Raw genomic sequence first — 21,486 nt, forward strand, 5'->3', positions numbered from 1 at the left:
TATCGAATACAAAATACGACACGGAGATGGAGTTATGGGGAACAGAATTCCCGAAGAAGTTGTTGAACAGATTCGGACATCATCTGATATTGTAGAAGTGATTGGTGAGTATGTTCAGCTCAGAAAGCAAGGGCGCAATTATTTTGGGCTTTGTCCATTCCACGGTGAGAATTCACCTTCATTTTCTGTTTCATTAGACAAGCAAATTTTTCATTGCTTTGGATGTGGAGAGGGAGGAAATGTTTTTTCATTTCTCATGAAGATGGAAGGGCTCTCTTTCATAGAAGCTGTGCAAAAGCTAGGAGAAAGAAATAATATTTCGGTTGTAGATTATACATCAGGACAAGATCAACAAGAGAACATATCTGATGACAGTGTCATTATGTTACAGGCTCACGAACTTTTGAAAAAATACTATCACCATCTTTTAGTAAATACTGAAGAGGGAAATGAAGCTCTTTCTTATTTACTAAATCGAGGTATTACAAAAGAGATGATTGCAAAGTTTGAAATTGGTTATGCATCTCCAGGTTGGGATGCAGCAACAAAAATATTACAAAAAAGAGGTTTTTCGTTATCGACCATGGAACAAGCTGGCTTGCTTGTGCGGAGTGAAAGGGATGGCAGTCATCATGACCGTTTTCGCGGAAGGGTTATGTTTCCCATTCACACACTACAAGGAAAAGTCGCAGCGTTTAGTGGAAGGGCGTTGGGGGATGATACTCCCAAATACTTAAACAGCCCAGAAACACCTATTTTTTACAAAAGTAAATTGCTGTATAACTTCCATCAAGCAAGACCGTTTATCAGAAAACGAGGGCAAGTTGTTCTATTTGAAGGATATGCTGATGTATTAGCTGCTGTAAAAAGCGGGATTGAAGAATCAGTTGCGACGATGGGAACAGCTTTAACAGAAGAACAGGCAAAACTTCTGCGGCGTAATGTTGAAACTGTTGTTCTTTGCTATGATGGTGATAAAGCAGGACGAGAAGCGACGATGAAAGCAGGACAATTGTTATCGCAAGTTGGTTGTCATGTGAAGGTTACTTCATTGCCAGATAAGCTTGATCCTGATGAATATGTGCAACAATATGGAACAGCGGCGTTTGAAAATCTTGTAAAGGCTAGTATAAGTTTTGTTGGATTCAAAATAAATTACTTGCGTTTAGGGAAAAATTTGCAAGATGAGTCTGGTAAAGAAGAATATGTGAAAAGTGTTTTAAAAGAGCTAGCATTATTGCAAGATGCAATGCAAGCGGAGTCGTATTTAAAATCATTATCGCAAGAATTTTCTTACTCAATGGAAACACTTTTAGGTCAATTGCACCAATATCGCAAAGAACAAAAGATACAGCAAAAACAAACGAAACAAATTTCTAAGCCGCCTCAAATTGTTCAGGCAAAACCGAAATTTTCAGGTTTTGAAAGGGCAGAAAGAGAGCTCATTTACCATATGTTACAAAGTGCCGAAGTTGCTTTCCGTATTGAACCTCATATAGAAGATTTTCATACGGAAGAACATAAAGGGATTTTATATGAACTATATGCATATTATGAAAAGGGAAATGAACCTTCAGTCGGGAATTTCTTGAGCTGGCTCTCTGATGAGAAATTGAAAAATATTATCACCAATATTTCAACGGATGAATTCATTAATCCAGAATACAGTGATGAAATATTGCAAGGTCACTTAGAGGCGCTAAGCCGCCATAAGCAAAAGCTTAAAAAGATGGAAACCATTTTTGCATTAAAGCAAATGGAAAAAACAGATCCAGTAGAAGCTGCAAAATTTTATGTAGCATATTTACAAAATCAGAAAGCAAGAAGATAGCTTTTTGTATAAAATTTTATTATAATGAATGTTTGTATCTCGCGTAAGGAGGGGAACAGATGGCTGATAAACCAGCTCGTTCTAAACAAATTGAAACTGATATGACTCTTGAGCAAGTGAAAGAACAACTCACTGAGCTTGGAAAAAAACGTGGCGTTCTTACATATGAAGAGATTGCAGAACGCATGAATGGATTTGAAATTGAATCCGATCAAATGGATGAATATTATGAATATTTAGGTGAACAAGGAATTGATTTAGTTGGCGACAACGATGAAGGTCCGAATAATCACCAAATCACAAAGACAGAAGAAGAATTCGATTTAAATGATTTAAGTGTGCCACCAGGTGTAAAAATCAATGACCCTGTTCGCATGTATTTAAAAGAAATCGGCCGTGTGGATCTACTATCTGCTGAAGAAGAAATTCGACTTGCAACCCGCATTGAAGAAGGTGATGAAGAAGCGAAGCGCCGTCTTGCGGAAGCGAATTTACGTCTTGTTGTAAGTATTGCAAAACGATATGTAGGCCGTGGTATGCTCTTCTTAGACTTAATCCAAGAAGGAAACATGGGTTTAATTAAAGCTGTTGAAAAGTTCGATTATCGTAAAGGTTTTAAATTCAGTACGTATGCAACTTGGTGGATTCGTCAAGCGATTACACGTGCCATTGCAGACCAAGCGAGAACAATTCGTATTCCCGTTCATATGGTTGAAACAATTAATAAATTAATCCGTGTACAGCGTCAATTATTACAAGATTTAGGACGTGAACCATCTCCAGAAGAAATTGGAGAAGAAATGGATCTTGCTCCAGAAAAAGTACGCGAAATCTTAAAGATTGCACAGGAGCCAGTTTCTCTTGAAACACCAATTGGTGAAGAGGATGACTCACATTTAGGCGATTTTATTGAAGACCAAGAAGCAACATCACCTGCGGACCATGCAGCGTATGAATTGCTAAAAGAACAATTAGAAGATGTGTTAGATACACTAACAGATCGTGAAGAAAATGTTCTACGTCTTCGTTTCGGTTTAGATGATGGACGAACTCGTACGCTTGAAGAAGTTGGGAAAGTATTCGGCGTAACGAGAGAGCGTATTCGTCAAATTGAAGCAAAAGCGCTTCGTAAATTAAGACATCCAAGCCGTAGCAAACGTTTAAAAGATTTCTTAGAATAGGGTTCTTTTTAAGTTTACTTCACATTTGTGAAGTAAACTTTTTTATTTTGTTAATTTTTGTTAAAATTTAGCTGTCAGTAACGATTACAATTCTTGTAATTTATTTTACAGAATTGTCTTTTGATTTGCAAATGATCATTTTTCGATTTTTCGATTAATTTCGTTTATTCTATACAAAAATATATGTAGAAAAACAAAAAATATGATGAGAAGCGTTGATATTTATCAAAATAATATGGGATAAAAGGAAGAGAATCAATAAACTGAATTTATGGAATATTTTTAACAACTGATAGTTTTGTCTTTTCTGATAGAACGTTTTCAAGTACAATAGAAGTGACTGAATCATCTAACTATTTGGGGGTGTAGAGGGGGGAGAAGAAATATGAAACGTAATCCGTTGATTCCATTCGCTCTTATTGCAGCACTGGGCATTATCATTATGTTTGTATTTTCGTTTCAGGGGTTACATAAATCTAAAGAGCTTGCTGATGCAAAAAATGGTGGGAAACCAGCGCAAACGGCATCGAAACCAGAAGATATTGTGAAACAAAGTTGTACGAGCTGCCATGGTGATCAGTTGCAAGGTGCAGTAGGGCCTAACTTACAAAAAGTTGGTGGGAAACTTTCCAAAGATGAAATTAAGGAAGTGCTTACAAAAGGGAAAGGAAATATGCCAGCGAATATAATTCCAGCAGATCAGGCTTCTAAAGTAGCTGATTGGTTATCAAAGAAAAAATAAAGTGAACCTTTCATCCGTGAGAATTGTAGGATTCGCATGTAGTGGAATACGACCGATAAAACAAGTTCTTTGCTTATGGCAGGGAGCTTGTTTTTCCTTTTATTCTAAAATACGATGAAATAAATGAATTGTTTTGTTTCTTTACTTGCAACAACTACTGTAAATTCATTATCATGGAGACAGACTGACAAGAGAAGGAGTAATGGAAATAAATGAATGAAGTGAAGCTTTCAAAAAGATTAGAAGAAGTAGTGCGGGAGATTCCAGTAGGATCTACAGTTGCAGATATTGGTTCCGACCATGCGTATTTACCGTGCTATACAATCATAAATAATATTGCTACAAAGGCAGTAGCGGGAGAAGTGGTAGATGGGCCATTCCGTTCTGCACAGGCTACAGTGGCTGAGAGTGGCCTGCAAGAAAAGGTAGATGTTCGTAAAGGAAATGGCTTAGCTGTTATTACACCAGGAGAAGTCGATGTTATTACAATTGCTGGTATGGGTGGAGCACTAATTCGTGATATTTTAGAGAATGGAAAAGAAAAGCTAAATGGTGTAACACGTTTAATTTTACAGCCTAATATTGCTGCACATCATATTCGTGAATGGTTTATTGAAAATGGTTGGGAGCTTATTCATGAAAAAATTATAAAAGAAGACGGAAAGATTTATGAGATTTTAGTTGGGGAAAAAGGAGAACCGCTAACTCCTTATCATGAAAACAAGCAAGCAGAGTTATTTATTGGACCATTTTTGATGAAGGAAAAAAGTGATGCGTTTGTAGAGAAATGGGAAAATGAACTGAAAAACTTTCAAAATATCCTGAAGCAAATAGAGCGTGCGACAGAATCAGAAGATACAAAGGCAAAACGAATTGAAGTAGTCGAGAAAATGAAAATGATAGAGGAGGTTTTATCATGAGTAAAATTCCAAATGGGCATGAAGTGATTTCTTTATTTGAAAGTATGTATCCGAAGCATTTAGCGATGGAAGGCGATAAAATTGGTTTGCAGATTGGTGCACTCAATAAGCAAGTTCAGCATGTATTGATTGCACTAGATGTTACAAAAGCGGTTGTAGAAGAAGCGATTCAAATAGGTGCGAATGTAATTATTGCTCATCACCCGCTTATTTTTAGTCCGCTAAAAGCAATCCATACAGATAAGGCGTATGGTCGAATTATTGAAATGTGTATCAAAAACGATATCGCTGTTTATGCAGCGCATACAAATGTCGATGTAGCAAAAGGCGGAGTGAACGACTTGCTTGCTGAGGCGCTGGGATTACAAAATACAGAAGTGCTTGCTCCAACATACTCGGAAGAAATGAAAAAGATTGTTGTATGTGTGCCTGCAACGCATGCTGAAGAAGTTCGCAAAGCTCTTGGGGGTGCTGGAGCTGGTTATATCGGTAACTATAGCCATTGTACGTTTAATAGTGAAGGAATAGGTACATTTATGCCTGGGGAGGGGACAACCCCTTATATAGGCGGAACTGGGCAGTTAGAGCGTGTAGAAGAGGTGAAGATTGAAACGATTATCCCAGCCCCACTAGAGCGAAAAGTAGTAAAAGCAATGTTAACAGCACATCCATATGAAGAAGTTGCCTACGATGTATACCCCCTTGATAATAAGGGAGAAACGTTAGGACTTGGTAAAATTGGATATTTGCAAGAAGAAATGACATTAGGCCAGTTTGCTGAACATGTGAAATCGGCATTAGATGTAAAAGGTGCGCGAGTTGTTGGGGATTTAGACGATAAAGTGCGGAAAGTAGCAGTGCTTGGCGGTGATGGGAATAAATATATTACGCAAGCGGAATTTAAAGGGGCAGATGTGTATGTGACGGGCGATATGTATTATCATGTTGCACATGATGCGATGATGCTCGGATTAAATATTGTGGATCCAGGACATAATGTTGAAAAAGTGATGAAACAAGGTGTGCAAAAGCAATTACAGCAAAAAGTAGATGAGAAAAAATTTGCTGTGCAAATTCATGCTTCTCAGTTACATACAGATCCGTTTACTTTTGTATAAGCTCTAAAAAGAAAAATTATAAAATCTTTCTTTTTAGATGGAAGAGAGCATCCGGCTATGCATAGAAGCGGTCAGAGCCTTTTTTTGCCCCATGCCAGGTGAAAACAAAGAGAAAAAAGAGTATAGGTAATTTTTTTGTTCTTCGTAGCAGCGACTTATATGTGAAAAAATCAAAATAGATTTATATTGAATAAAAAAATCCGCTGCTAGTGAGTTAGCAACGGATTTTTTTTATTGTTGTTTTTTTACTTTTACACGTGGCAAGATTTTTTGAAGTGGTACGTTTCGTTTACGTTCCCAAGTTGCTGGGTTCATTGGGTCGTACTGTTCTAAAAAGGCGATTACTTCTTTTGTAATTGGCGTTGGTGTAGAGGCCCCTGCAGTAACAGCGACATTTTCGATCCCTTGCAGCCACTCTAATTGAATTTCGCTTACATCTGCAACGCGGTATGCTTTTGTACCAGCAATCTCTTGTGATACTTGGGCTAAACGGTTTGAGTTATTACTTTTTGGATCACCGACAACAATCGTTAAATCAGCTACATCTGCTTGCTTAGCAACTGCTTCTTGACGTACTTGTGTTGCTAAACAAATTTCTTTGTGAAATTCAGCTGTTGGGAATTTTTTCTGAATGTCTTCCATCAGGTGCTGAACGTCCCATTGACTCATTGTTGTTTGATTTGTTACTAAAATTTTCTCTGTTGGGATTTCTAGTGTCTCCAAATCATTTGCCTTTTCAATAAGATGAACGATGTCAGGTGCAATACCAACGGCACCTTCTGGTTCTGGATGTCCCTTTTTACCAATGTAAATCACATGGTATCCTTCCGCTTTTTTTGTTTCGATAAGGTCGTGTGTTTTCGTAACATCTGGACATGTTGCATCGATTGTCGTTAACCCTTTTTCTTTTGCACGTTGTTTAACTTCTGGAGAAACACCGTGTGCTGTGAAAATAACAGTACCAGAATCAATTTTGTCTAAAATCTCTAATCGACTTGGACCATCTAATGTAATAATGCCATCTTCTTCGAAAGCATCGGTTACATGTTTATTGTGAACAATCATACCTAAAATATAAATCGGTCTCGGTAATGTTTTATCTAGTGCAGCATTGCGTGCAATGACCATTGCATCAACAACACCGTAGCAATAACCACGAGGGGAAATTTTAACAATTTTCATGTGAGTAATCCTCTCCTTCTAAACAAGGAATCCTTTTTGTACATAGTCTTTTCCATTATAAAGGAGGAGCGGACAGAAAACAAAGGATTGTTAGACATATAGTTTTGGTTTTGGTGCCATACGCGGGATATCCTCTTTCGGTAAGGCTCTTTCAATAACTGGTTCTAAAATTATTTTCTTCTTTTTTTTCTTTTTTGAAGGTGGTGGAGGTGTAGTAATTACTTCCACCTCTTCTGCTGATTCTTCAGCAGCACCTTTTCCAGAAGTGAGAATTTTTACGATGCTTGGTATGCTGCGCACAATGGGTCCATACTGCTCGACGACAGGTCCAACAGATTGAGCGACTTGAGCAACTTTTTCAATGTTATTTAACATACCTGTTGGATTGGAGATTAAGTTGGAAAAAAAGCTGCCAATGCCACCGCCACCGCTAGCGCTAGGTATAATCGGTGCTGAGCCACGGATTTCATTCGGATTGTTCATTTGAGGTGGCATCATTTGTTGTGACTGCTGCATATAGGGCTGCTGATGTTGATGCATCATCGGTTGTCCCTCCATTTGTCGATAGGGAGGAACCATTTGCATAAAAGGCTGAGTCGGATCGTGTTTTTTGAATAGCTTCGAGAGAAATCCTTTCTTTTTTTGCATCATAGGAGGTAAATTAGGTATAGGATACGGGGTGTACGGTTGCTGTCCTGTATACATTTGGCCCATAGGAGAGTTCGGATACATAAGAGAACTCCTCCTTTCTTCAGTTAGGTATATACACATACAATATGCAATGAAAAGAAAGAAGGTTAGTTTTTTGAGTGAAAACCTAAACTAAAGATGGATTTTATTATTAGATTTCGATATAATGTAGACTTGACTGATTTGTGCGCGCAGTAGAAATTTTAGAAAGAAGGTGTAACTTATGACACTACCAACATTTACACAATATAATTTTCAACCGTTTTTAATAGATGCAGTTCGTGAACTACGCTTTTCAGAGCCGACAGAAATTCAAAAGAAAATTTTTCCTGTTGTGAAAAAAGGTGTGAGTGTAATTGGACAGTCCCAAACGGGTTCTGGTAAAACACACGCATATTTACTTCCAACATTAAACCGAATTGATGCGAAACGAGAAGAGGTCCAACTTGTCATTACAGCGCCTACTCGTGAGTTAGCACAACAAATTTATCAAGAGATTGTAAAGTTAACAAAGTTTTGTGAAGAAGATCAAATGATTACAGCACGCTGCTTAATCGGAGGAACAGATAAGCAAAGATCCATTGAAAAATTGAAAAAACAACCTCATGTTGTTATTGGGACACCCGGGCGTATTAAAGATCTAGTAGAAGAAAAAGCGCTATTCGTTCATAAAGCTACTACGATTATTGTTGATGAAGCAGACTTGATGCTTGATATGGGATTCATTCAAGATGTAGATAAAATTGCAGCGCGTATGCCTAAAAACTTGCAAATGCTTGTTTTCTCTGCAACGATTCCTCAAAAATTAAAACCGTTTATGAAGAAGTATATGGAGAATCCAGAGCATATTCATATTAATCCAAAACAAGTTGCAGCAGGGAATATTGAGCATTATTTAGTTCCTTCTAGACATCGTAATAAAATTGAATTAGTGAAAAATATGTTACTTCAATTTAAGCCGTATTTAGCAATCGTTTTTACAAATACAAAGAAAAAAGCGGATGAAGTTGCGGACGGATTAGCAGAGCGTGGATTAAAAGTAGGAAGAATTCATGGTGATTTATCACCACGTGATCGTAAAAAAATGATGAAACAAGTTCGTGACTTAGAGTTTCAATACATTGTCGCTACAGATTTAGCCGCACGTGGTATTGATATTGAAGGGATTAGCCATGTTATTAACTATGAACTTCCATCTGATTTAGATTTCTTTGTTCACCGCGTAGGAAGAACAGCTCGTGCTGGATATTCAGGAATTGCAGTGACAATTTATGATCCAGCAAATGAAGAAGCGTTAGATAGCTTAGAAAAACAACGTAATATCATATTTAATCATGTAGACTTACGTGGAGATGAATGGGCTGATTTAGGTGACCGCCGTCGTCGTAAAAGTCGTAAAAAGCCAAATGATGAACTTGATATTATGGCAACGAAAGTTGTCAAGAAGCCGAAAAAAGTAAAACCTAATTATAAGAGAAAACTGGCAACAGAACGTGCAAAAGTGAAGAATAAATACAGTAATAAAAAAAGATAAGGGGAGATCCCTTATCTTTTTTTATCCTTTTATTTACGAATGTGAATCTTTCCTGTAGCAAAAATAAAGGTGTTAGGTGAGGACTAATAACCAGCAGGAATTAAGAAAAACTCCACTAATCTTGATATACTAAGAAGAGTTCCATGCTTTAGAAGCGTGGGAGCGTAACTTGTGAATCTGTTTTAGCAGTATGTTTATTGTTTTGTGAACAAACAATTCACTACATATTTCTACAAATTATGCTATCATTATAGCTATTGTATATTGAAGAGGTGATTATATGTTAAAGATTGGGTCTCATGTTTCTATGAGTGGTAAGAAAATGTTATTAGCAGCAAGTGAAGAGGCTGTTTCATACGGTGCGACAACCTTTATGATCTATACAGGTGCACCGCAAAATACGAGAAGAAAACCAATTGAAGAGTTAAATATAGAAGCAGGGCGTAAACATATGGAGCTCAATGGTATTGAAGAAATTATTGTCCATGCACCTTATATTATTAATGTTGGTAATACGACAAAACCGGAAACGTTTCAATTAGGTGTTGATTTCCTTCGCATGGAAATTGAAAGAACGTCAGCGTTAGGTGTAGCGAAGCAAATCGTACTTCATCCAGGGGCTCATGTTGGCGCGGGAGCTGAAGCTGGTATTCAGCAAATCATTAAAGGCCTAAATGAGGTATTGACGCCAGAACAGACAGTGAATATTGCACTAGAGACGATGGCTGGAAAAGGAACAGAGTGCGGACGCAGCTTTGACGAAATTGCAAAAATTATTGATGGTGTAAAATATAACGAAAAGTTATCTGTATGTTTCGATACGTGCCACACGCATGATGCAGGTTATGACATTGTGAATGACTTTGACGGTGTATTAAATGAATTTGATAAAATTGTTGGGATTAATCGTTTGCAAGTATTGCATATTAACGATAGTAAAAATATACGTGGAGCTGGAAAAGACCGTCATGAAAATATCGGTTTCGGTCATATTGGTTATAAAGCGTTACACCACATCGTACACCATCCACAATTACAGCATGTACCAAAAATTCTTGAAACACCGTATGTAGGTGAGGATAAGAAAGATAAAAAACCACCATATAAGTTTGAAATTGAAATGTTGAAGAGTGGCTCATTTGATGAAGGTCTTCTTGAGAAGATTAAAGAACAATAAGGAGGGGGATTTCCACCTCCTTATTTTAATAGTTTCTGAAATAACGTATTTATTTGTTGAGCGGTAGATGGGGAAGTGACTTTTGCAATCTTTTTTAAAAGTTCTAGTCTTTCTCCTGTATCATAAATGTTGATGTTTTTCCCTTTTATTAAAGGGACAATTTGCTCAGCCTGTTCAGTTGTGATGGGAACTTCATATTCTTTACTATATTTCAATAATTCTTTTGTTGTCATATGATTTAATTTTTTGTTTACAATGTGCTTGATGAGGTTCATGATGTAGTCCTCCTTCAGTTGTTCTTATATCGAAATATATGTGCGGGATGCTTGTATATATTCGCATAGTAGATGCTTTTTTCTATAAGTAAAAGAAGACTATGTTATAATAAAAGAACAAAACTATATAAAAAGTATATAAGGAGGGTTTATGGAAAAAAAACAACATAGAAAAGAAAGTATTATTCACCTATTGTATCGTTTAGTTATGATTGTCTTTGGTGCAACGTGTGCGGCGGTTGCTATTGAACTGTTTTTAATGCCAAATAAAATCATTGATGGTGGTATTATCGGTATTTCCCTCATACTAGATTATCTTACTCCAAACATTTGGTGGTTAAGTTTCTCTACTTTAGTTGTCATCCTCAATTTACCGTTTATGTATTCCGGGTATAAACAAATCGGGAAAACTTTTATGTTATCTTCTGCTTTTGCAATCGTCGCTTTAGCATTTATTGAGTCAACATTACATTCTTTCAAGCCTTTTACGACGGAACCGATTTTGGCAACCGTTTTTGGTGGTCTTATTTTAGGGATTGGTGTAGGGATTGTTATTAGGCATGGTGGTTCATTAGATGGAACGGAAATTATGGGGATTTTATTAACGAAAAAATTACCGTTTTCTGTTGGTGAATTTGTTATGTTTGTGAACTTATTTATTTTTGCTTGGGCAGCATTTGTGTTTGGTGTCGAACAGGCAATGTATTCTGTTATGACATACTATATCGCATTTAAAACAATTGATACGGTTATTCAAGGGTTGGATGAGACAAAGGCAGTACTGATTGTATCAGATCAGTATGAAGAAGTATCAAATGCCATCTTACACCGCCTTGGTCGTGGAACAACGAAACTCGTTGCTAAAGGTGGTTATACAGATAAAGAGAAAGAAGTAATTTATGCAGTTGTTACACGTCTTGAGGTAACAAAATTAAAATCAATTGTTCATGAAATTGATGAAAATGCCTTTATTACAATTATGAGTACGCAAGAGACAAATGGTGGTAAATTTAAATCCGCTATTCATTAAAAGTACGTGTTCAAAAAAGAAGATAAAGAAAGCCAATCAGTTCCAAAGTATGAAGAAATGTGAAAGCAATCTTTGCCGTAATTTTTGAATATCCTTAAAAAGCAGAGAGATTTTCTCTGCTTTTTTGTTATAATAATAAGGTTGTCCGAAATAAAGAATATATTTTTGGGCAGATTGGTTTACAACTATAATAAGTTATACTATAATTCAAATAGAGGTAAATCGGAATCATTCTGAATTAAAATAGGTGAGATGCTATGAAGAATATGTTGGAAATAGAAGGACTAACATTTCGGTATGAAGATCGAAATGTATTAGAAGATATTAATTTGCAAGTTCCTAAGGGAGCTTTTTTAGGTTTGGTTGGACCGAATGGATCTGGTAAATCGACCCTATTAAAGTGTATATTAGGTGTTTTGAAGCCGAAGAAAGGGAGTATTCGGTTATTTGGTATTGATAGCAAGAAGTTTAAAGAGTGGAATAAAATTGGCTATGTTTCACAAAAGGCTAACAGCTTTAACTCTGGTTTTCCAGCAACTGTCTTTGAAGTTGTTTCAATGGGGCTTGTTTCAAAAAAAGGCCTATTTCGTTTCTTGAAGAAAGAAGATAAAGAAAAGGTTACAAAGGCAATCGCAGATGTAGGAATGAGTGAATTTCAAAATCGTAACATCGGAGAGCTTTCCGGTGGACAACAGCAACGTGTGTTTATTGCACGCGCGCTTGTAAGTAATCCAGAATTACTAATTTTGGACGAGCCTACAGTGGGGATTGATGTAAAGAGTGTAGAGAGCTTTTATGAGATACTAGAAGATTTAAATAAAAAACTAGGTATCACATTGATTCTGGTTACACACGATATGGGAGCTGTAACAGAGAAGGTGACGCATGTTGCATGTTTAAATCAGCATTTGCATTTCCATGGAAATGTTGAGAAATTCCGAGAGTTAGAAGATGCAGAAATGTCGATTTTATATGGACATCATGTTCATCGTTTAGAACATGATCATGAGCATCACGGGAGGATATAATGATACAGGATTTTTTACAATATGATTTTTTACGCAATTCTTTATACGCTGGTATTTTAATAGGGCTTGTTGCCCCGTTAATCGGTGTATTTGTTGTCATTCGTCGCATGTCACTGATTGCAGATGCTTTAAGTCATGTGACATTATCAGGGATTGCCGCAAGTTTGTTACTAGAAAAAACGATTTTTACAGGTGGTTTTTTAAATCCGTTATATATGGGAATGATTTTTTCGATAGGTGGAGCACTATTAATTGAAAAATTACGTACTGTATATAAGCATTACCAAGAATTAGCGATTCCGATTATTCTTTCAGCAGGGATGGGAATCGGAGTTGTTTTTATTTCACTTGCGAATGGATTTAATACGGATTTATTTAGTTACTTATTTGGTAGCGTGAGTGCTGTAACAAGCACGGATTTAATTCTTATTGGTATTGTAGCAATCGTAGTTATTGCAATAATTGTTTTATTATATAAAGAGTTATTTTTATTATCATTTGACGAGGAATATGCTGTATCAACAGGTCTTCGTACTAAATGGATTCACTTTATTTTTATTATTTTAGTTGCGCTTGTCATTGCAGTATCAATGCGTGTTGTTGGGGTTCTTCTCGTATCATCCCTAATGACGTTACCAGTTGCCGCAAGTATCCGCATCGCAAAAGGATTTAAACAAACAATTTTCTTTTCCATTTTATTTGGTGAAATTTCCGTGATAGGTGGGCTGTTTGCTTCTTATCAACTTGATTTAGCTCCAGGTGGTACAATTGTTATGCTAGCGGTTCTTATTTTAATCGGTGCAATCTTATGGAAGAAGAAAAAAACTGCATAAAGTAGGGATAGTTATGAATCTGACTGAAGCTTTACGTCTTATGAAAGAAAAAGGCTATAAACACACTGGAAAAAGGGAAGAAATGTTACGTTTATTTGCGGTTCATAATCGTTATTTAACCGCAAAAGACGTTTTAGAGCATATGAAGGATGATTACCCAGGACTAAGTTTTGATACAATCTATCGTAATTTAACGGTATTTGCTGAAATTGGTGTTTTGGAGCAAACAGAATTAAATGGAGAAAAGCATTTTCGTTTTACATGTTCAATTATGGAACATCATCATCACTTCATTTGCTTGGATTGTGGTGGTACGAAAGAAATTACTTCCTGTCCAATGGATTTTATGAATAAAGATTTTAAAGGATACGAAGTAACAGGGCATAAGTTTGAAATATATGGGCGTTGCCCGAAGTGTGCAAAGTAAAAGCTTGTCAGCGTAAAGACTGACAAGCTTTTATTTGTAGTTATAAAACGGCTGCTGGTGACATCCAGGCAGCCGTTTTTATTATTGCTCTTGTTTTTCTTTTTCTTGATTTGCAGCCATTTCAGCAGCAATTACATCAATTTCTTTTTTGAGTTCTTCTACCATTGTTTCTTCTGGTACTTTGCGAACGACTTTTCCTTTACGGAATAATAAACCTTCTCCACGTGCACCGGCAATACCGATATCAGCTTCACGAGCTTCACCGGGTCCGTTTACAGCACATCCAAGTACAGCAACTTTGATTGGTACTTTCAGCGTAGAAATATATTCTTCTACTTCATTTGCAATACTGATAAGGTCAATTTCAATACGACCGCAAGTTGGACAAGAAATAAGTGTTGCAGCATTCGATGCAAGACCGAATGATTTTAAAAGTTCACGAGCAACTTTTACTTCTTCAACAGGATCAGCACTTAATGAAATACGAAGTGTATTTCCGAGACCTTTACTTAAGATTGCTCCAAGACCAGCAGCACTTTTTACCGTTCCAGCAAATAGTGTTCCAGATTCTGTAATGCCTAAATGTAATGGATAATCAAAGGCACGAGCTGCTTTCTCATAAGCTTCGATTGCTAAGTTAACATCAGAGGCTTTCATGGATACGATGATATCGTGGAAATCTAAATCCTCTAAAATTTTAATATGATGCAGTGCGCTTTCAACCATACCATCTGCAGTAGGATAGCCGTACTTTTCTAAAATATGGCGCTCTAATGAACCAGCATTTACACCAATACGAATTGGAATACCGCGTTCTTTTGCAGCAGTTACAACAGCTTCTACTTTATGGCGACGCCCAATGTTTCCTGGATTGATACGTACTTTATCAATGCCGCCTTCAATTGCTTTTAAAGCAAGACGATAATCAAAGTGAATATCAGCAACAAGTGGGATGTTAATTTGTTTTTTAATATCAGCAATAGCATTTGCTGCGCGTTCGTCTGGAACAGCAACGCGGACAATTTGACAACCCGCTTCTTCTAAACGTTTAATTTCAGCAACTGTAGCTTCTACATCATGCGTTTTTGTTGTTGTCATACTTTGTATAATTAATTCATTATTACCGCCAATTGTTAAATTACCGACTTTAACAGGACGTGTTTTTGTACGATGAGTCATTTCATTCACGAATAGATCGCTCTCCTTATAAAAGAAGTTTCTTATTTTGTTGCCTCATATCAAATATAGTATATGTGATATGGAGCGATAGAAACCTATATGCTCGGTTTCACTTTTACTATTGTATCAGCGCCTTTATGTAATTGACAAGGATTAAGTGATGGTTCATTGATATAGCGGAAATTTGTAAGATTTTCCAATCTGAATTTTTGTAGAAGATGTATTTTTATTTAATTGTTTAAAATCATCGATTACTTTTTCAATAGAAGGAACTTTTTTCTTGTTAATCGCTTCTGTAATGGATAAAACAGTATCTCCTGTTTTTACTTCAATCGCTTTATATTGTGCATCCGTTTCTTTTTTGGATTTTGTATCAACATTTTCTTTTTTTACAGTTTGGGCAGCTGATGGTTTTTTGTATGAACTTAACATTGGCAAAGTACCAATTTTTATATCGTAATAAAACACGTAACCGAGAACAAGCACAAGTAAGAGTGTACCAAGTCTTTTCATATTCCTCACTCCTTTGTTAGGAAATATATGCTTGTCCAAAAAAAAAATGCCAAAATGGCATTTTTTATAGTTCGTGTTTTTCTTTAGGTTTTGGTATTTCTTTAATGGTTAAGTACAGAACAATTAAAATGATTGCAGTGTATAAAAGGAATGACCATGGTACATTTATTTTTAATAAATCCATAATCATAAATAAAATTGTTGGAATTGTATAGCTGTAAGCTGTTAATGTCCAAATTTGTGTGTAAGATAACTTCCGCTGATCGCTCATTGCAGAACCAATAAAGGCTAAAATTGTTACCCCTAGGAATGAAATGAATAATTGGAACAAGTAAATGCCTATTCCTACAACAAGCATGAGAATAGGATAAATGCTATCAATGGCTGATATAATATCTTTAATATCTTTTTTCTCAAATGTAAAAGTTTTTGGGATTGTTGCAATTAAACACAATAACGTGATATACAGAATCGTTTTCCCGATTTTTTGAAAACGAAAAAGTGCCATGTCTTTTGGCGAATATAAACTTTTTACTAGCTGCATAAATACGGACATCTATTCACTTCCTTTGCTATATGTATGATAGATTGATGCATAAAATTATTGTAACGTACGAATCTAGAGAACCACAAGTTATATCGTGTGAAGTAAGATTGATACCCCAGTAAGTGGGAGCTATAAAGGAATTTTTGCTATATCAATATAAATTGAAACCTTGACATAAAACCTTTCTTTTAGGTAGGAGAGGGCAACTGGCTATGCATAGAAGCGATCAGATCCTTTTTCCTGTCCCGTCCGATGGTAAAACAAAGAGAGAAAACAAGTGCAGGTCACTTTTTGTTTTGCGTAGTGGGGGATTATTATATATCGAAAAAACAAAATGGATTTATATAATTATTCGCTTGCAGTAAGGTATTTTTTAAGATTTGAAAATAAAAAAGATAGACTTCAGTAAATGTAAAATAGACGAGAGCTCACCATCATTGAGAAATGAGGAAAAGTTTACTGATGGAAGTTTGACTTTAAGAAAAGTAAAAATACAATTGACACTTTTCTTTTTTATATGGTAAATTTATCTTACATTTCTTAATCGATATATCTCGCAGTGACTCAACCATGTAATCATACAGTTTTCAGCTTGTATGAAAGTTCTGTGGAGACTTGGTGGTGTGATTTAAATTTCAGCCACCGATATATACATAATTCTGGACCCTTAGCTCAGCTGGTTAGAGCAGACGGCTCATAACCGTCCGGTCGTAGGTTCGAGTCCTACAGGGTCCATATCCATTTCACATGTTCATCATGTAGACGGGAAGCTTCCTTGTAGAAGGAAGCTTTTTTTACGAAATATATGAGCATTTTATTTGAAAAGAAATGGGAATTTTGCTACGTTAATGATAGCAAGACAATGTGATTTAATTTGTTTTCACCCTATGGCAATTAGGGTAAAATGAAGTTGTATGCCAAGTCATTTTGGCAATACATAAACTGGGAGGAATGTAACAATGGCAAAACATGAATTACCAAATTTACCTTATGCGTATGATGCTTTAGAACCTCACTTTGATAAAGAAACAATGAACATCCATCATACAAAACACCACAACACTTACGTAACAAATTTAAACGCTGCGCTAGAAGGTCATGCAGAACTAGCTGACAAAAGTGTTGAAGAATTAGTTGCAAACTTAAATGAAGTACCAGAAGCAATTCGTACTGCAGTACGCAACAACGGTGGCGGACATGCGAACCATACTTTCTTCTGGACAATTCTATCTCCAAATGGTGGTGGACAACCAGTAGGTGAACTTGCAGCTGCAATTGAAGCGAAATTCGGTAGCTTTGATGCATTCAAAACAGAGTTCGCAAAAGCTGGTGCAACTCGCTTCGGTTCTGGTTGGGCTTGGTTAGTAGTAAACAATGGTGAGCTAGAAGTAACAAGCACTCCAAACCAAGATTCACCTTTAACAGAAGGTAAAACTCCAGTTATCGGTTTAGATGTTTGGGAGCATGCTTACTACTTACATTACCAAAACCGTCGTCCTGACTACATCGGTGCATTCTGGAACGTTGTAGACTGGAACGCAGCTGAAAAACGTTACCAAGAAGCTAAATAATATCGCTTGTTCCGTTTTAGGTAAGTCGATATTGAAGAAGCTAGGGGGATATTCTCCTAGCTTTTTTTGTATGCTTTCTTTTACATAATTGTGCTCGTCTTTGGAAGACTAGAACATGAAGTAAAGGAGAGTTATGTATGAAGTGGAAACATGTAATTGGCGATGTCGAGGTGAATCGTGATTTAATATTGTTACTTGTTATGGGGGGGTTATACACGCTCGCAATTTCTTTATCCAACACGTTTGTTAACATTTATTTATGGAAACAAACACAAAACTATGTGAATCTTGGTTTGTATAATTTAGCAAGCGTTGTATTGCAGCCACTAACATTTCTTTTTGCAGGAAAATTGGCAAAACGGATAGATCGTGCTATTTTACTGCGAATCGGTGTGGGAACATTAGCTGCTTTTTTTATTGTTGTTTTACTCGCAGGAACGCATGCTTCACATTACATTTTATTACTTGGTGGTCTTCTTGGAATTGGATACGGTTTTTATTGGCTTGCATTTAATCTGTTGACATTTGAGATTACGGAACCGGAAACACGTGATTTTTTTAACGGTTTTCTTGGTCTTCTAACATCCTTTTCTGGAATGATTGGGCCAATAGCAGCGGGATATACGATTTCACGTATGGAGAAATGGAGCGGTTATACAGTTATCTTTTTTCTTTCATTAACTTTATTTGCAATTGCTGTTGTCATAAGCTTCTTTTTATCGAAAAGAGAATGTGAGGGGCGCTATGAAATTGTTCAAGTTTTGAAAGAACGTAAGGTTGATAAAAACTGGGGAAGGATTACACGCGCACACTTTTTTCAAGGATTAAGGGAAGGGACGTTTATTTTTGTTATTTCTGTATATGTCTATTTGGCATCAGGGAGCGAATTTGCACTAGGGAAGTATAGTTTAGTCAATTCCGCTGTTTCATTTGTATGCTATTACTTGGTTGCGCGTATGTTAAAAAAGGAGTGGAGAAAAAAGGCGATTTTACTTGGTGGAATTATTTTGTATGTCGTTGTATTTTTAGTTATTTTTCATGTTACATATGTAAAATTACTCATTTATGCAGCATGTATTGCAATAGCTTATCCGATTTTACTTGTTCCGTACGGATCGATGACATACGATGTAATCGGAAGAGCAAAGCAGGCGAGAGAATGGCGGGTCGAGTATATTGTTGTTCGAGAATTATGGTTAAACAGCGGAAGAATTTGTTCGATTTTAAGTTTTTTATGTGCAGTATCATTTTTCCAGCCAGAAAAAAGCTTACCTGTTCTATTATGTATTCTTGGAGCTGGACATTTACTTATTTATTTTGCTGTTAGAAATGTCAAATACGGGGAAGGGAATCCAAATAAACCAAGGATTCCAGCACCTGAAACAACACAAAATCATACCGAACGAGAAGGTTAACTTCTTCTGGATTTTATGCTAGAATAAAAAGACATGTAAAACAGCAGTGAGGACACCTGTAATAAGGTGTCCCTTTCCTATTACATAGCTGTTGGTAGAGGGGGTTCGTATGAGTAAAAAGAAGAAAAAAAAGAAAACCCACGTTCCGTTTCGGCTTAACGTGTTGTTTTTTTGTGTGTTTTTAATGTTTTCAGCGATCATTGTAAAGCTTGGAATGGTACAAATTGTACATGGTGAGGACTATAAAAATGAAGTTGAAAAAAAGGAAAACTCAACAGTAAGTAATCCAGTTCCACGCGGAAAGATCTTTGATAGATATGGTCGTGCGGTTGTGGATAATAACCCAGTTCGTACCATTACGTTTACAAGACTGAAGGGTTCAACTTCGGAAGAGCGTTTAGAAACAGCGAAAAAACTGGCGAAGCTAATTGAAGTATCACCAGATAAATTAACAGAACGTGATAAAAAAGATTATTGGCTTTCTTTACATGAAAAAGAGGCAAAGGAAAAGATTACAAAAAAAGACCAAGCTGAATTTAAAGCAAAGAAAATTGATGATAAAGAAATGGCAGAGCGTCAGCGTAATCGCGTGACAGAGGCAGAAATAAATCAATTAACACCCGAAGATTTAGAAATACTTGCAATTAAGAGTAAAATGGATGGCGGATATGCAATGACACCGCAAATCATAAAAAAAGATGTAACACCAGAAGAATATGCAATCATTAGTGAAAATTTAGCATTGTTGCCAGGTGTAGATACGACAGTTGATTGGGATCGTAAATACACTTATGATGATATGTTCCGTAGTGTACTTGGTGGTGTAACAAGCTCAGATGAAGGGTTGCCAAGAGAACGACTAGATTATTTTCTTGTTCGAGATTATAACCGTAACGACCGCGTTGGTAAAAGTTATATTGAACAACAGTACGAGGATACGCTTCATGGTACAAAAGCAGAAGTGAGAAATATTACAGATAAAGACGGGAATATTTTAGAAACAATAAACGTTTCTAAAGGACAACGAGGAAACGATTTGAATTTAACAATTGATATGGAACTGCAAAAACGTGTAGAAGATATTCTCACGAAGAATTTAAAGCAATATAAAGGTGCAGAACCACTTTTAGATCGTGCGTTTGTTGTGATGATGAATCCGAAAAATGGTGAAGTTTTATCTATGGCTGGAAAACAGCTTGTAGAAGAAAATGGAACAACAGAGGTAAAAGACTATGCATTAGGAACAATGACAAGTGCGTATCCTATGGGCTCAACTGTAAAAGGGGCTACGGTGTTAACAGGATATCAAACAGGAGCAATTACGCCTGGAACAGTACTAGTGGATGAACCAATTCAACTAAAAGGTACACCAGTAAAAGCTTCTTGGAAAACGATGGGCAGCATTAACGACCTTACCGCTTTGAAAATGTCTTCTAACGTATATATGTTTAAAACAGCTATGAATATTGCTGGAGTGCCATATGTTAGAGGTGGTACATTAGATATTAAGAAAAAGGCATTCGATGATATGCGTTATTATTTTGGACAGTTTGGGCTTGGCGTGAAAACAGGAATTGACTTACCAAACGAAATATCTGGTCAGAGAGGTTCAGGTCTTCAACCAGGTTTCTTATTAGACTTAGCAATCGGACAGTATGATACGTATACACCGCTTCAACTTGTACAGTATGTTTCTACAATTGCAAATGGCGGCTATCGTATGCAACCGCAAATCGTAAAAGAAATTCGTCAACCAACATCTAAGCCAGATGAAGTTGGGAAAGTGATTCAATCGATGGAACCAAAAGTATTAAATCGCATTGATATGCCTGAAGATCAAATCCAGCGAGTGCAAGAAGGATTTAGACAAGTGTTTAATGATTCAGGTGGTACAGGTACAAAATACTTTACAGGTGCAAAATATACAGCTGCCGGAAAAACAGGAACAGCACAAACGTTTTATGGTGGCAATAAAGATATTGGAAGAAATGCAAAAGGTGAACCGGTACCAACTTATAACTTAACGTTAGTAGGATATGCGCCGCTTGATAATCCAGAAGTTGCATTCTCTGTTGTTGTTCCATGGGTACACGATGATAAGTCTGGAATTAACGGAAATATCGGTCGTGAAATTATGGATGCTTACTTTGACTTGAAAAAACAAGAAGTAACAGGTGAAGCACCAAAAGATGAAAAAGGTAAAAAAGGAAAAGAAGAATAAAAATATGTGAATTTGGCACACTATCTTAAAAGATAGTGTGCTTTTTTTTGTATTTTATGCATAGGTTTTAGT

General features: G+C 36.4%; 20 protein-coding genes and 1 tRNA gene. 15 read left to right on the plus strand and 6 right to left on the minus strand.

Annotation, left to right across the window (positions count from 1 at the left end; all coding sequences use genetic code 11):
* Positions 1–34 precede the first annotated feature (34 nt).
* The 5 genes from dnaG to MHH45_RS22315 all read left to right on the plus strand — a co-directional run bounded on the left by dnaG (position 35) and on the right by MHH45_RS22315 (position 5,792).
* A complete protein-coding gene (dnaG, locus tag MHH45_RS22295) occupies positions 35–1,831 on the plus strand; it encodes a DNA primase (RefSeq protein ID WP_088093669.1) in 1,797 nt (598 codons plus the stop codon).
* A 59-nt stretch (positions 1,832–1,890) separates the two neighbouring features.
* Positions 1,891–3,012, plus strand: coding sequence for an RNA polymerase sigma factor RpoD (gene rpoD / locus MHH45_RS22300; RefSeq protein ID WP_003200669.1), 1,122 nt, complete (start codon positions 1,891–1,893; stop codon positions 3,010–3,012).
* Between the two features lie 385 nt (positions 3,013–3,397).
* A complete protein-coding gene (gene cccA, locus MHH45_RS22305; RefSeq protein WP_003200671.1) occupies positions 3,398–3,754 on the plus strand; it encodes a cytochrome c550 in 357 nt (118 codons plus the stop codon).
* Positions 3,755–3,966: 212 nt separating this feature from the next.
* Entirely contained in the window at positions 3,967–4,674 is a 708-nt protein-coding gene (locus MHH45_RS22310) for a tRNA (adenine(22)-N(1))-methyltransferase (protein WP_016116357.1), read from the plus strand.
* On the plus strand, positions 4,671–5,792 hold the full coding sequence (locus MHH45_RS22315) for a Nif3-like dinuclear metal center hexameric protein (protein WP_088093668.1): 1,122 nt from the start codon (positions 4,671–4,673) through the stop codon (positions 5,790–5,792). Before MHH45_RS22310 ends, MHH45_RS22315 begins: the two co-directional genes overlap by 4 nt.
* 231 nt (positions 5,793–6,023) lie before the next feature.
* Here the strand turns inward: MHH45_RS22315 and MHH45_RS22320 are convergent, their stop codons facing one another.
* Together MHH45_RS22320 and vrrA are read right to left on the minus strand one after the other, a co-directional pair.
* On the minus strand, positions 6,024–6,974 hold the full coding sequence (locus MHH45_RS22320) for a 4-hydroxy-3-methylbut-2-enyl diphosphate reductase (protein WP_016116355.1): 951 nt from the start codon (positions 6,972–6,974) through the stop codon (positions 6,024–6,026).
* A 90-nt stretch (positions 6,975–7,064) separates the two neighbouring features.
* Positions 7,065–7,706, minus strand: a complete 642-nt coding sequence (gene vrrA / locus MHH45_RS22325; RefSeq protein WP_088093667.1) for a VrrA/YqfQ family protein — start codon at positions 7,704–7,706, stop codon at positions 7,065–7,067.
* A gap of 181 nt (positions 7,707–7,887) precedes the next feature.
* On the opposite strand from vrrA, the gene MHH45_RS22330 reads away from it, so the two are divergent.
* Together MHH45_RS22330 and MHH45_RS22335 are read left to right on the plus strand one after the other, a co-directional pair.
* Positions 7,888–9,198 carry a DEAD/DEAH box helicase gene (locus MHH45_RS22330; protein ID WP_016116353.1) on the plus strand — a complete coding sequence of 437 codons (1,311 nt, stop codon included), beginning with the start codon at positions 7,888–7,890 and terminating at the stop codon, positions 9,196–9,198.
* A 280-nt stretch (positions 9,199–9,478) separates the two neighbouring features.
* Entirely contained in the window at positions 9,479–10,375 is an 897-nt protein-coding gene (locus MHH45_RS22335) for a deoxyribonuclease IV (RefSeq protein WP_016116352.1), read from the plus strand.
* 20 nt (positions 10,376–10,395) lie between these two features.
* On the opposite strand, the gene MHH45_RS22340 is transcribed toward MHH45_RS22335, so the two are convergent.
* Positions 10,396–10,650, minus strand: coding sequence for a DUF2624 domain-containing protein (locus MHH45_RS22340; RefSeq protein WP_003200331.1), 255 nt, complete (start codon positions 10,648–10,650; stop codon positions 10,396–10,398).
* A 151-nt stretch (positions 10,651–10,801) separates the two neighbouring features.
* Here MHH45_RS22340 and MHH45_RS22345 point away from each other — a divergent pair, with 151 nt between their 5' ends.
* The 4 genes from MHH45_RS22345 (at position 10,802) to MHH45_RS22360 (ending at position 13,968) form a co-directional block, all read left to right on the plus strand.
* Positions 10,802–11,680 carry a YitT family protein gene (locus MHH45_RS22345; RefSeq protein ID WP_016116351.1) on the plus strand — a complete coding sequence of 293 codons (879 nt, stop codon included), beginning with the start codon at positions 10,802–10,804 and terminating at the stop codon, positions 11,678–11,680.
* A gap of 257 nt (positions 11,681–11,937) precedes the next feature.
* A complete protein-coding gene (locus MHH45_RS22350; protein ID WP_003200336.1) occupies positions 11,938–12,708 on the plus strand; it encodes a metal ABC transporter ATP-binding protein in 771 nt (256 codons plus the stop codon).
* Positions 12,708–13,541 (plus strand): metal ABC transporter permease, encoded by an 834-nt coding sequence (locus tag MHH45_RS22355; RefSeq protein WP_016116350.1) that lies wholly within the window; start codon positions 12,708–12,710, stop codon positions 13,539–13,541. The genes MHH45_RS22350 and MHH45_RS22355 overlap by 1 nt, the downstream gene beginning before the upstream one ends.
* Before the next feature lie 13 nt (positions 13,542–13,554).
* Positions 13,555–13,968, plus strand: coding sequence for a Fur family transcriptional regulator (locus MHH45_RS22360; RefSeq protein ID WP_016116349.1), 414 nt, complete (start codon positions 13,555–13,557; stop codon positions 13,966–13,968).
* A gap of 81 nt (positions 13,969–14,049) precedes the next feature.
* On the opposite strand, the gene ispG is transcribed toward MHH45_RS22360, so the two are convergent.
* From ispG to MHH45_RS22375, 3 genes are all read right to left on the minus strand, one after another.
* Complete coding sequence (gene ispG / locus MHH45_RS22365) at positions 14,050–15,147, minus strand: flavodoxin-dependent (E)-4-hydroxy-3-methylbut-2-enyl-diphosphate synthase (protein WP_170927917.1); 1,098 nt, start codon at positions 15,145–15,147, stop codon at positions 14,050–14,052.
* A 165-nt stretch (positions 15,148–15,312) separates the two neighbouring features.
* Positions 15,313–15,660 carry a hypothetical protein gene (locus MHH45_RS22370; protein WP_016116347.1) on the minus strand — a complete coding sequence of 116 codons (348 nt, stop codon included), beginning with the start codon at positions 15,658–15,660 and terminating at the stop codon, positions 15,313–15,315.
* Between the two features lie 64 nt (positions 15,661–15,724).
* Positions 15,725–16,216: a DUF1189 family protein gene (locus MHH45_RS22375; protein ID WP_016116346.1), complete on the minus strand. Its 492-nt coding sequence runs from the start codon at positions 16,214–16,216 to the stop codon at positions 15,725–15,727.
* 652 nt (positions 16,217–16,868) lie between these two features.
* Between MHH45_RS22375 and MHH45_RS22380 the strand changes: the two genes are divergently transcribed.
* From MHH45_RS22380 to MHH45_RS22395, 4 genes are all read left to right on the plus strand, one after another.
* A tRNA-Ile gene (locus MHH45_RS22380) sits at positions 16,869–16,942 on the plus strand.
* 224 nt (positions 16,943–17,166) lie between these two features.
* Positions 17,167–17,778, plus strand: a complete 612-nt coding sequence (gene sodA / locus MHH45_RS22385) for a superoxide dismutase [Mn] (RefSeq protein ID WP_016116345.1) — start codon at positions 17,167–17,169, stop codon at positions 17,776–17,778.
* Between the two features lie 137 nt (positions 17,779–17,915).
* Positions 17,916–19,193, plus strand: coding sequence for an MFS transporter (locus MHH45_RS22390; protein WP_016132035.1), 1,278 nt, complete (start codon positions 17,916–17,918; stop codon positions 19,191–19,193).
* Between the two features lie 109 nt (positions 19,194–19,302).
* On the plus strand, positions 19,303–21,414 hold the full coding sequence (locus MHH45_RS22395; RefSeq protein WP_016116343.1) for a peptidoglycan D,D-transpeptidase FtsI family protein: 2,112 nt from the start codon (positions 19,303–19,305) through the stop codon (positions 21,412–21,414).
* The last annotated feature ends 72 nt before the right edge of the window (positions 21,415–21,486 follow it).

It is taken from the genome of Bacillus sp. FSL K6-0042 (genome assembly GCF_038006685.1).
GTDB classification, from domain to species: domain Bacteria; phylum Bacillota; class Bacilli; order Bacillales; family Bacillaceae_G; genus Bacillus_A; species Bacillus_A pseudomycoides.

Bases quoted from the DNA above. Each gene is read 5' to 3' on its own strand.
- dnaG (WP_088093669.1), top strand. From the start codon at position 35: ATGGGGAACAGAATTCCCGAAGAAGTTGTTGAACAGATTCGGACATCA.
- rpoD (WP_003200669.1), top strand. From the start codon at position 1,891: ATGGCTGATAAACCAGCTCGTTCTAAACAAATTGAAACTGATATGACT.
- cccA (WP_003200671.1), top strand. From the start codon at position 3,398: ATGAAACGTAATCCGTTGATTCCATTCGCTCTTATTGCAGCACTGGGC.
- MHH45_RS22310 (WP_016116357.1), top strand. From the start codon at position 3,967: ATGAATGAAGTGAAGCTTTCAAAAAGATTAGAAGAAGTAGTGCGGGAG.
- MHH45_RS22315 (WP_088093668.1), top strand. From the start codon at position 4,671: ATGAGTAAAATTCCAAATGGGCATGAAGTGATTTCTTTATTTGAAAGT.
- MHH45_RS22320 (WP_016116355.1), bottom strand. From the start codon at position 6,974: ATGAAAATTGTTAAAATTTCCCCTCGTGGTTATTGCTACGGTGTTGTT.
- vrrA (WP_088093667.1), bottom strand. From the start codon at position 7,706: ATGTATCCGAACTCTCCTATGGGCCAAATGTATACAGGACAGCAACCG.
- MHH45_RS22330 (WP_016116353.1), top strand. From the start codon at position 7,888: ATGACACTACCAACATTTACACAATATAATTTTCAACCGTTTTTAATA.
- MHH45_RS22335 (WP_016116352.1), top strand. From the start codon at position 9,479: ATGTTAAAGATTGGGTCTCATGTTTCTATGAGTGGTAAGAAAATGTTA.
- MHH45_RS22340 (WP_003200331.1), bottom strand. From the start codon at position 10,650: ATGAACCTCATCAAGCACATTGTAAACAAAAAATTAAATCATATGACA.
- MHH45_RS22345 (WP_016116351.1), top strand. From the start codon at position 10,802: ATGGAAAAAAAACAACATAGAAAAGAAAGTATTATTCACCTATTGTAT.
- MHH45_RS22350 (WP_003200336.1), top strand. From the start codon at position 11,938: ATGAAGAATATGTTGGAAATAGAAGGACTAACATTTCGGTATGAAGAT.
- MHH45_RS22355 (WP_016116350.1), top strand. From the start codon at position 12,708: ATGATACAGGATTTTTTACAATATGATTTTTTACGCAATTCTTTATAC.
- MHH45_RS22360 (WP_016116349.1), top strand. From the start codon at position 13,555: ATGAATCTGACTGAAGCTTTACGTCTTATGAAAGAAAAAGGCTATAAA.
- ispG (WP_170927917.1), bottom strand. From the start codon at position 15,147: ATGACTCATCGTACAAAAACACGTCCTGTTAAAGTCGGTAATTTAACA.
- MHH45_RS22370 (WP_016116347.1), bottom strand. From the start codon at position 15,660: ATGAAAAGACTTGGTACACTCTTACTTGTGCTTGTTCTCGGTTACGTG.
- MHH45_RS22375 (WP_016116346.1), bottom strand. From the start codon at position 16,216: ATGTCCGTATTTATGCAGCTAGTAAAAAGTTTATATTCGCCAAAAGAC.
- sodA (WP_016116345.1), top strand. From the start codon at position 17,167: ATGGCAAAACATGAATTACCAAATTTACCTTATGCGTATGATGCTTTA.
- MHH45_RS22390 (WP_016132035.1), top strand. From the start codon at position 17,916: ATGAAGTGGAAACATGTAATTGGCGATGTCGAGGTGAATCGTGATTTA.
- MHH45_RS22395 (WP_016116343.1), top strand. From the start codon at position 19,303: ATGAGTAAAAAGAAGAAAAAAAAGAAAACCCACGTTCCGTTTCGGCTT.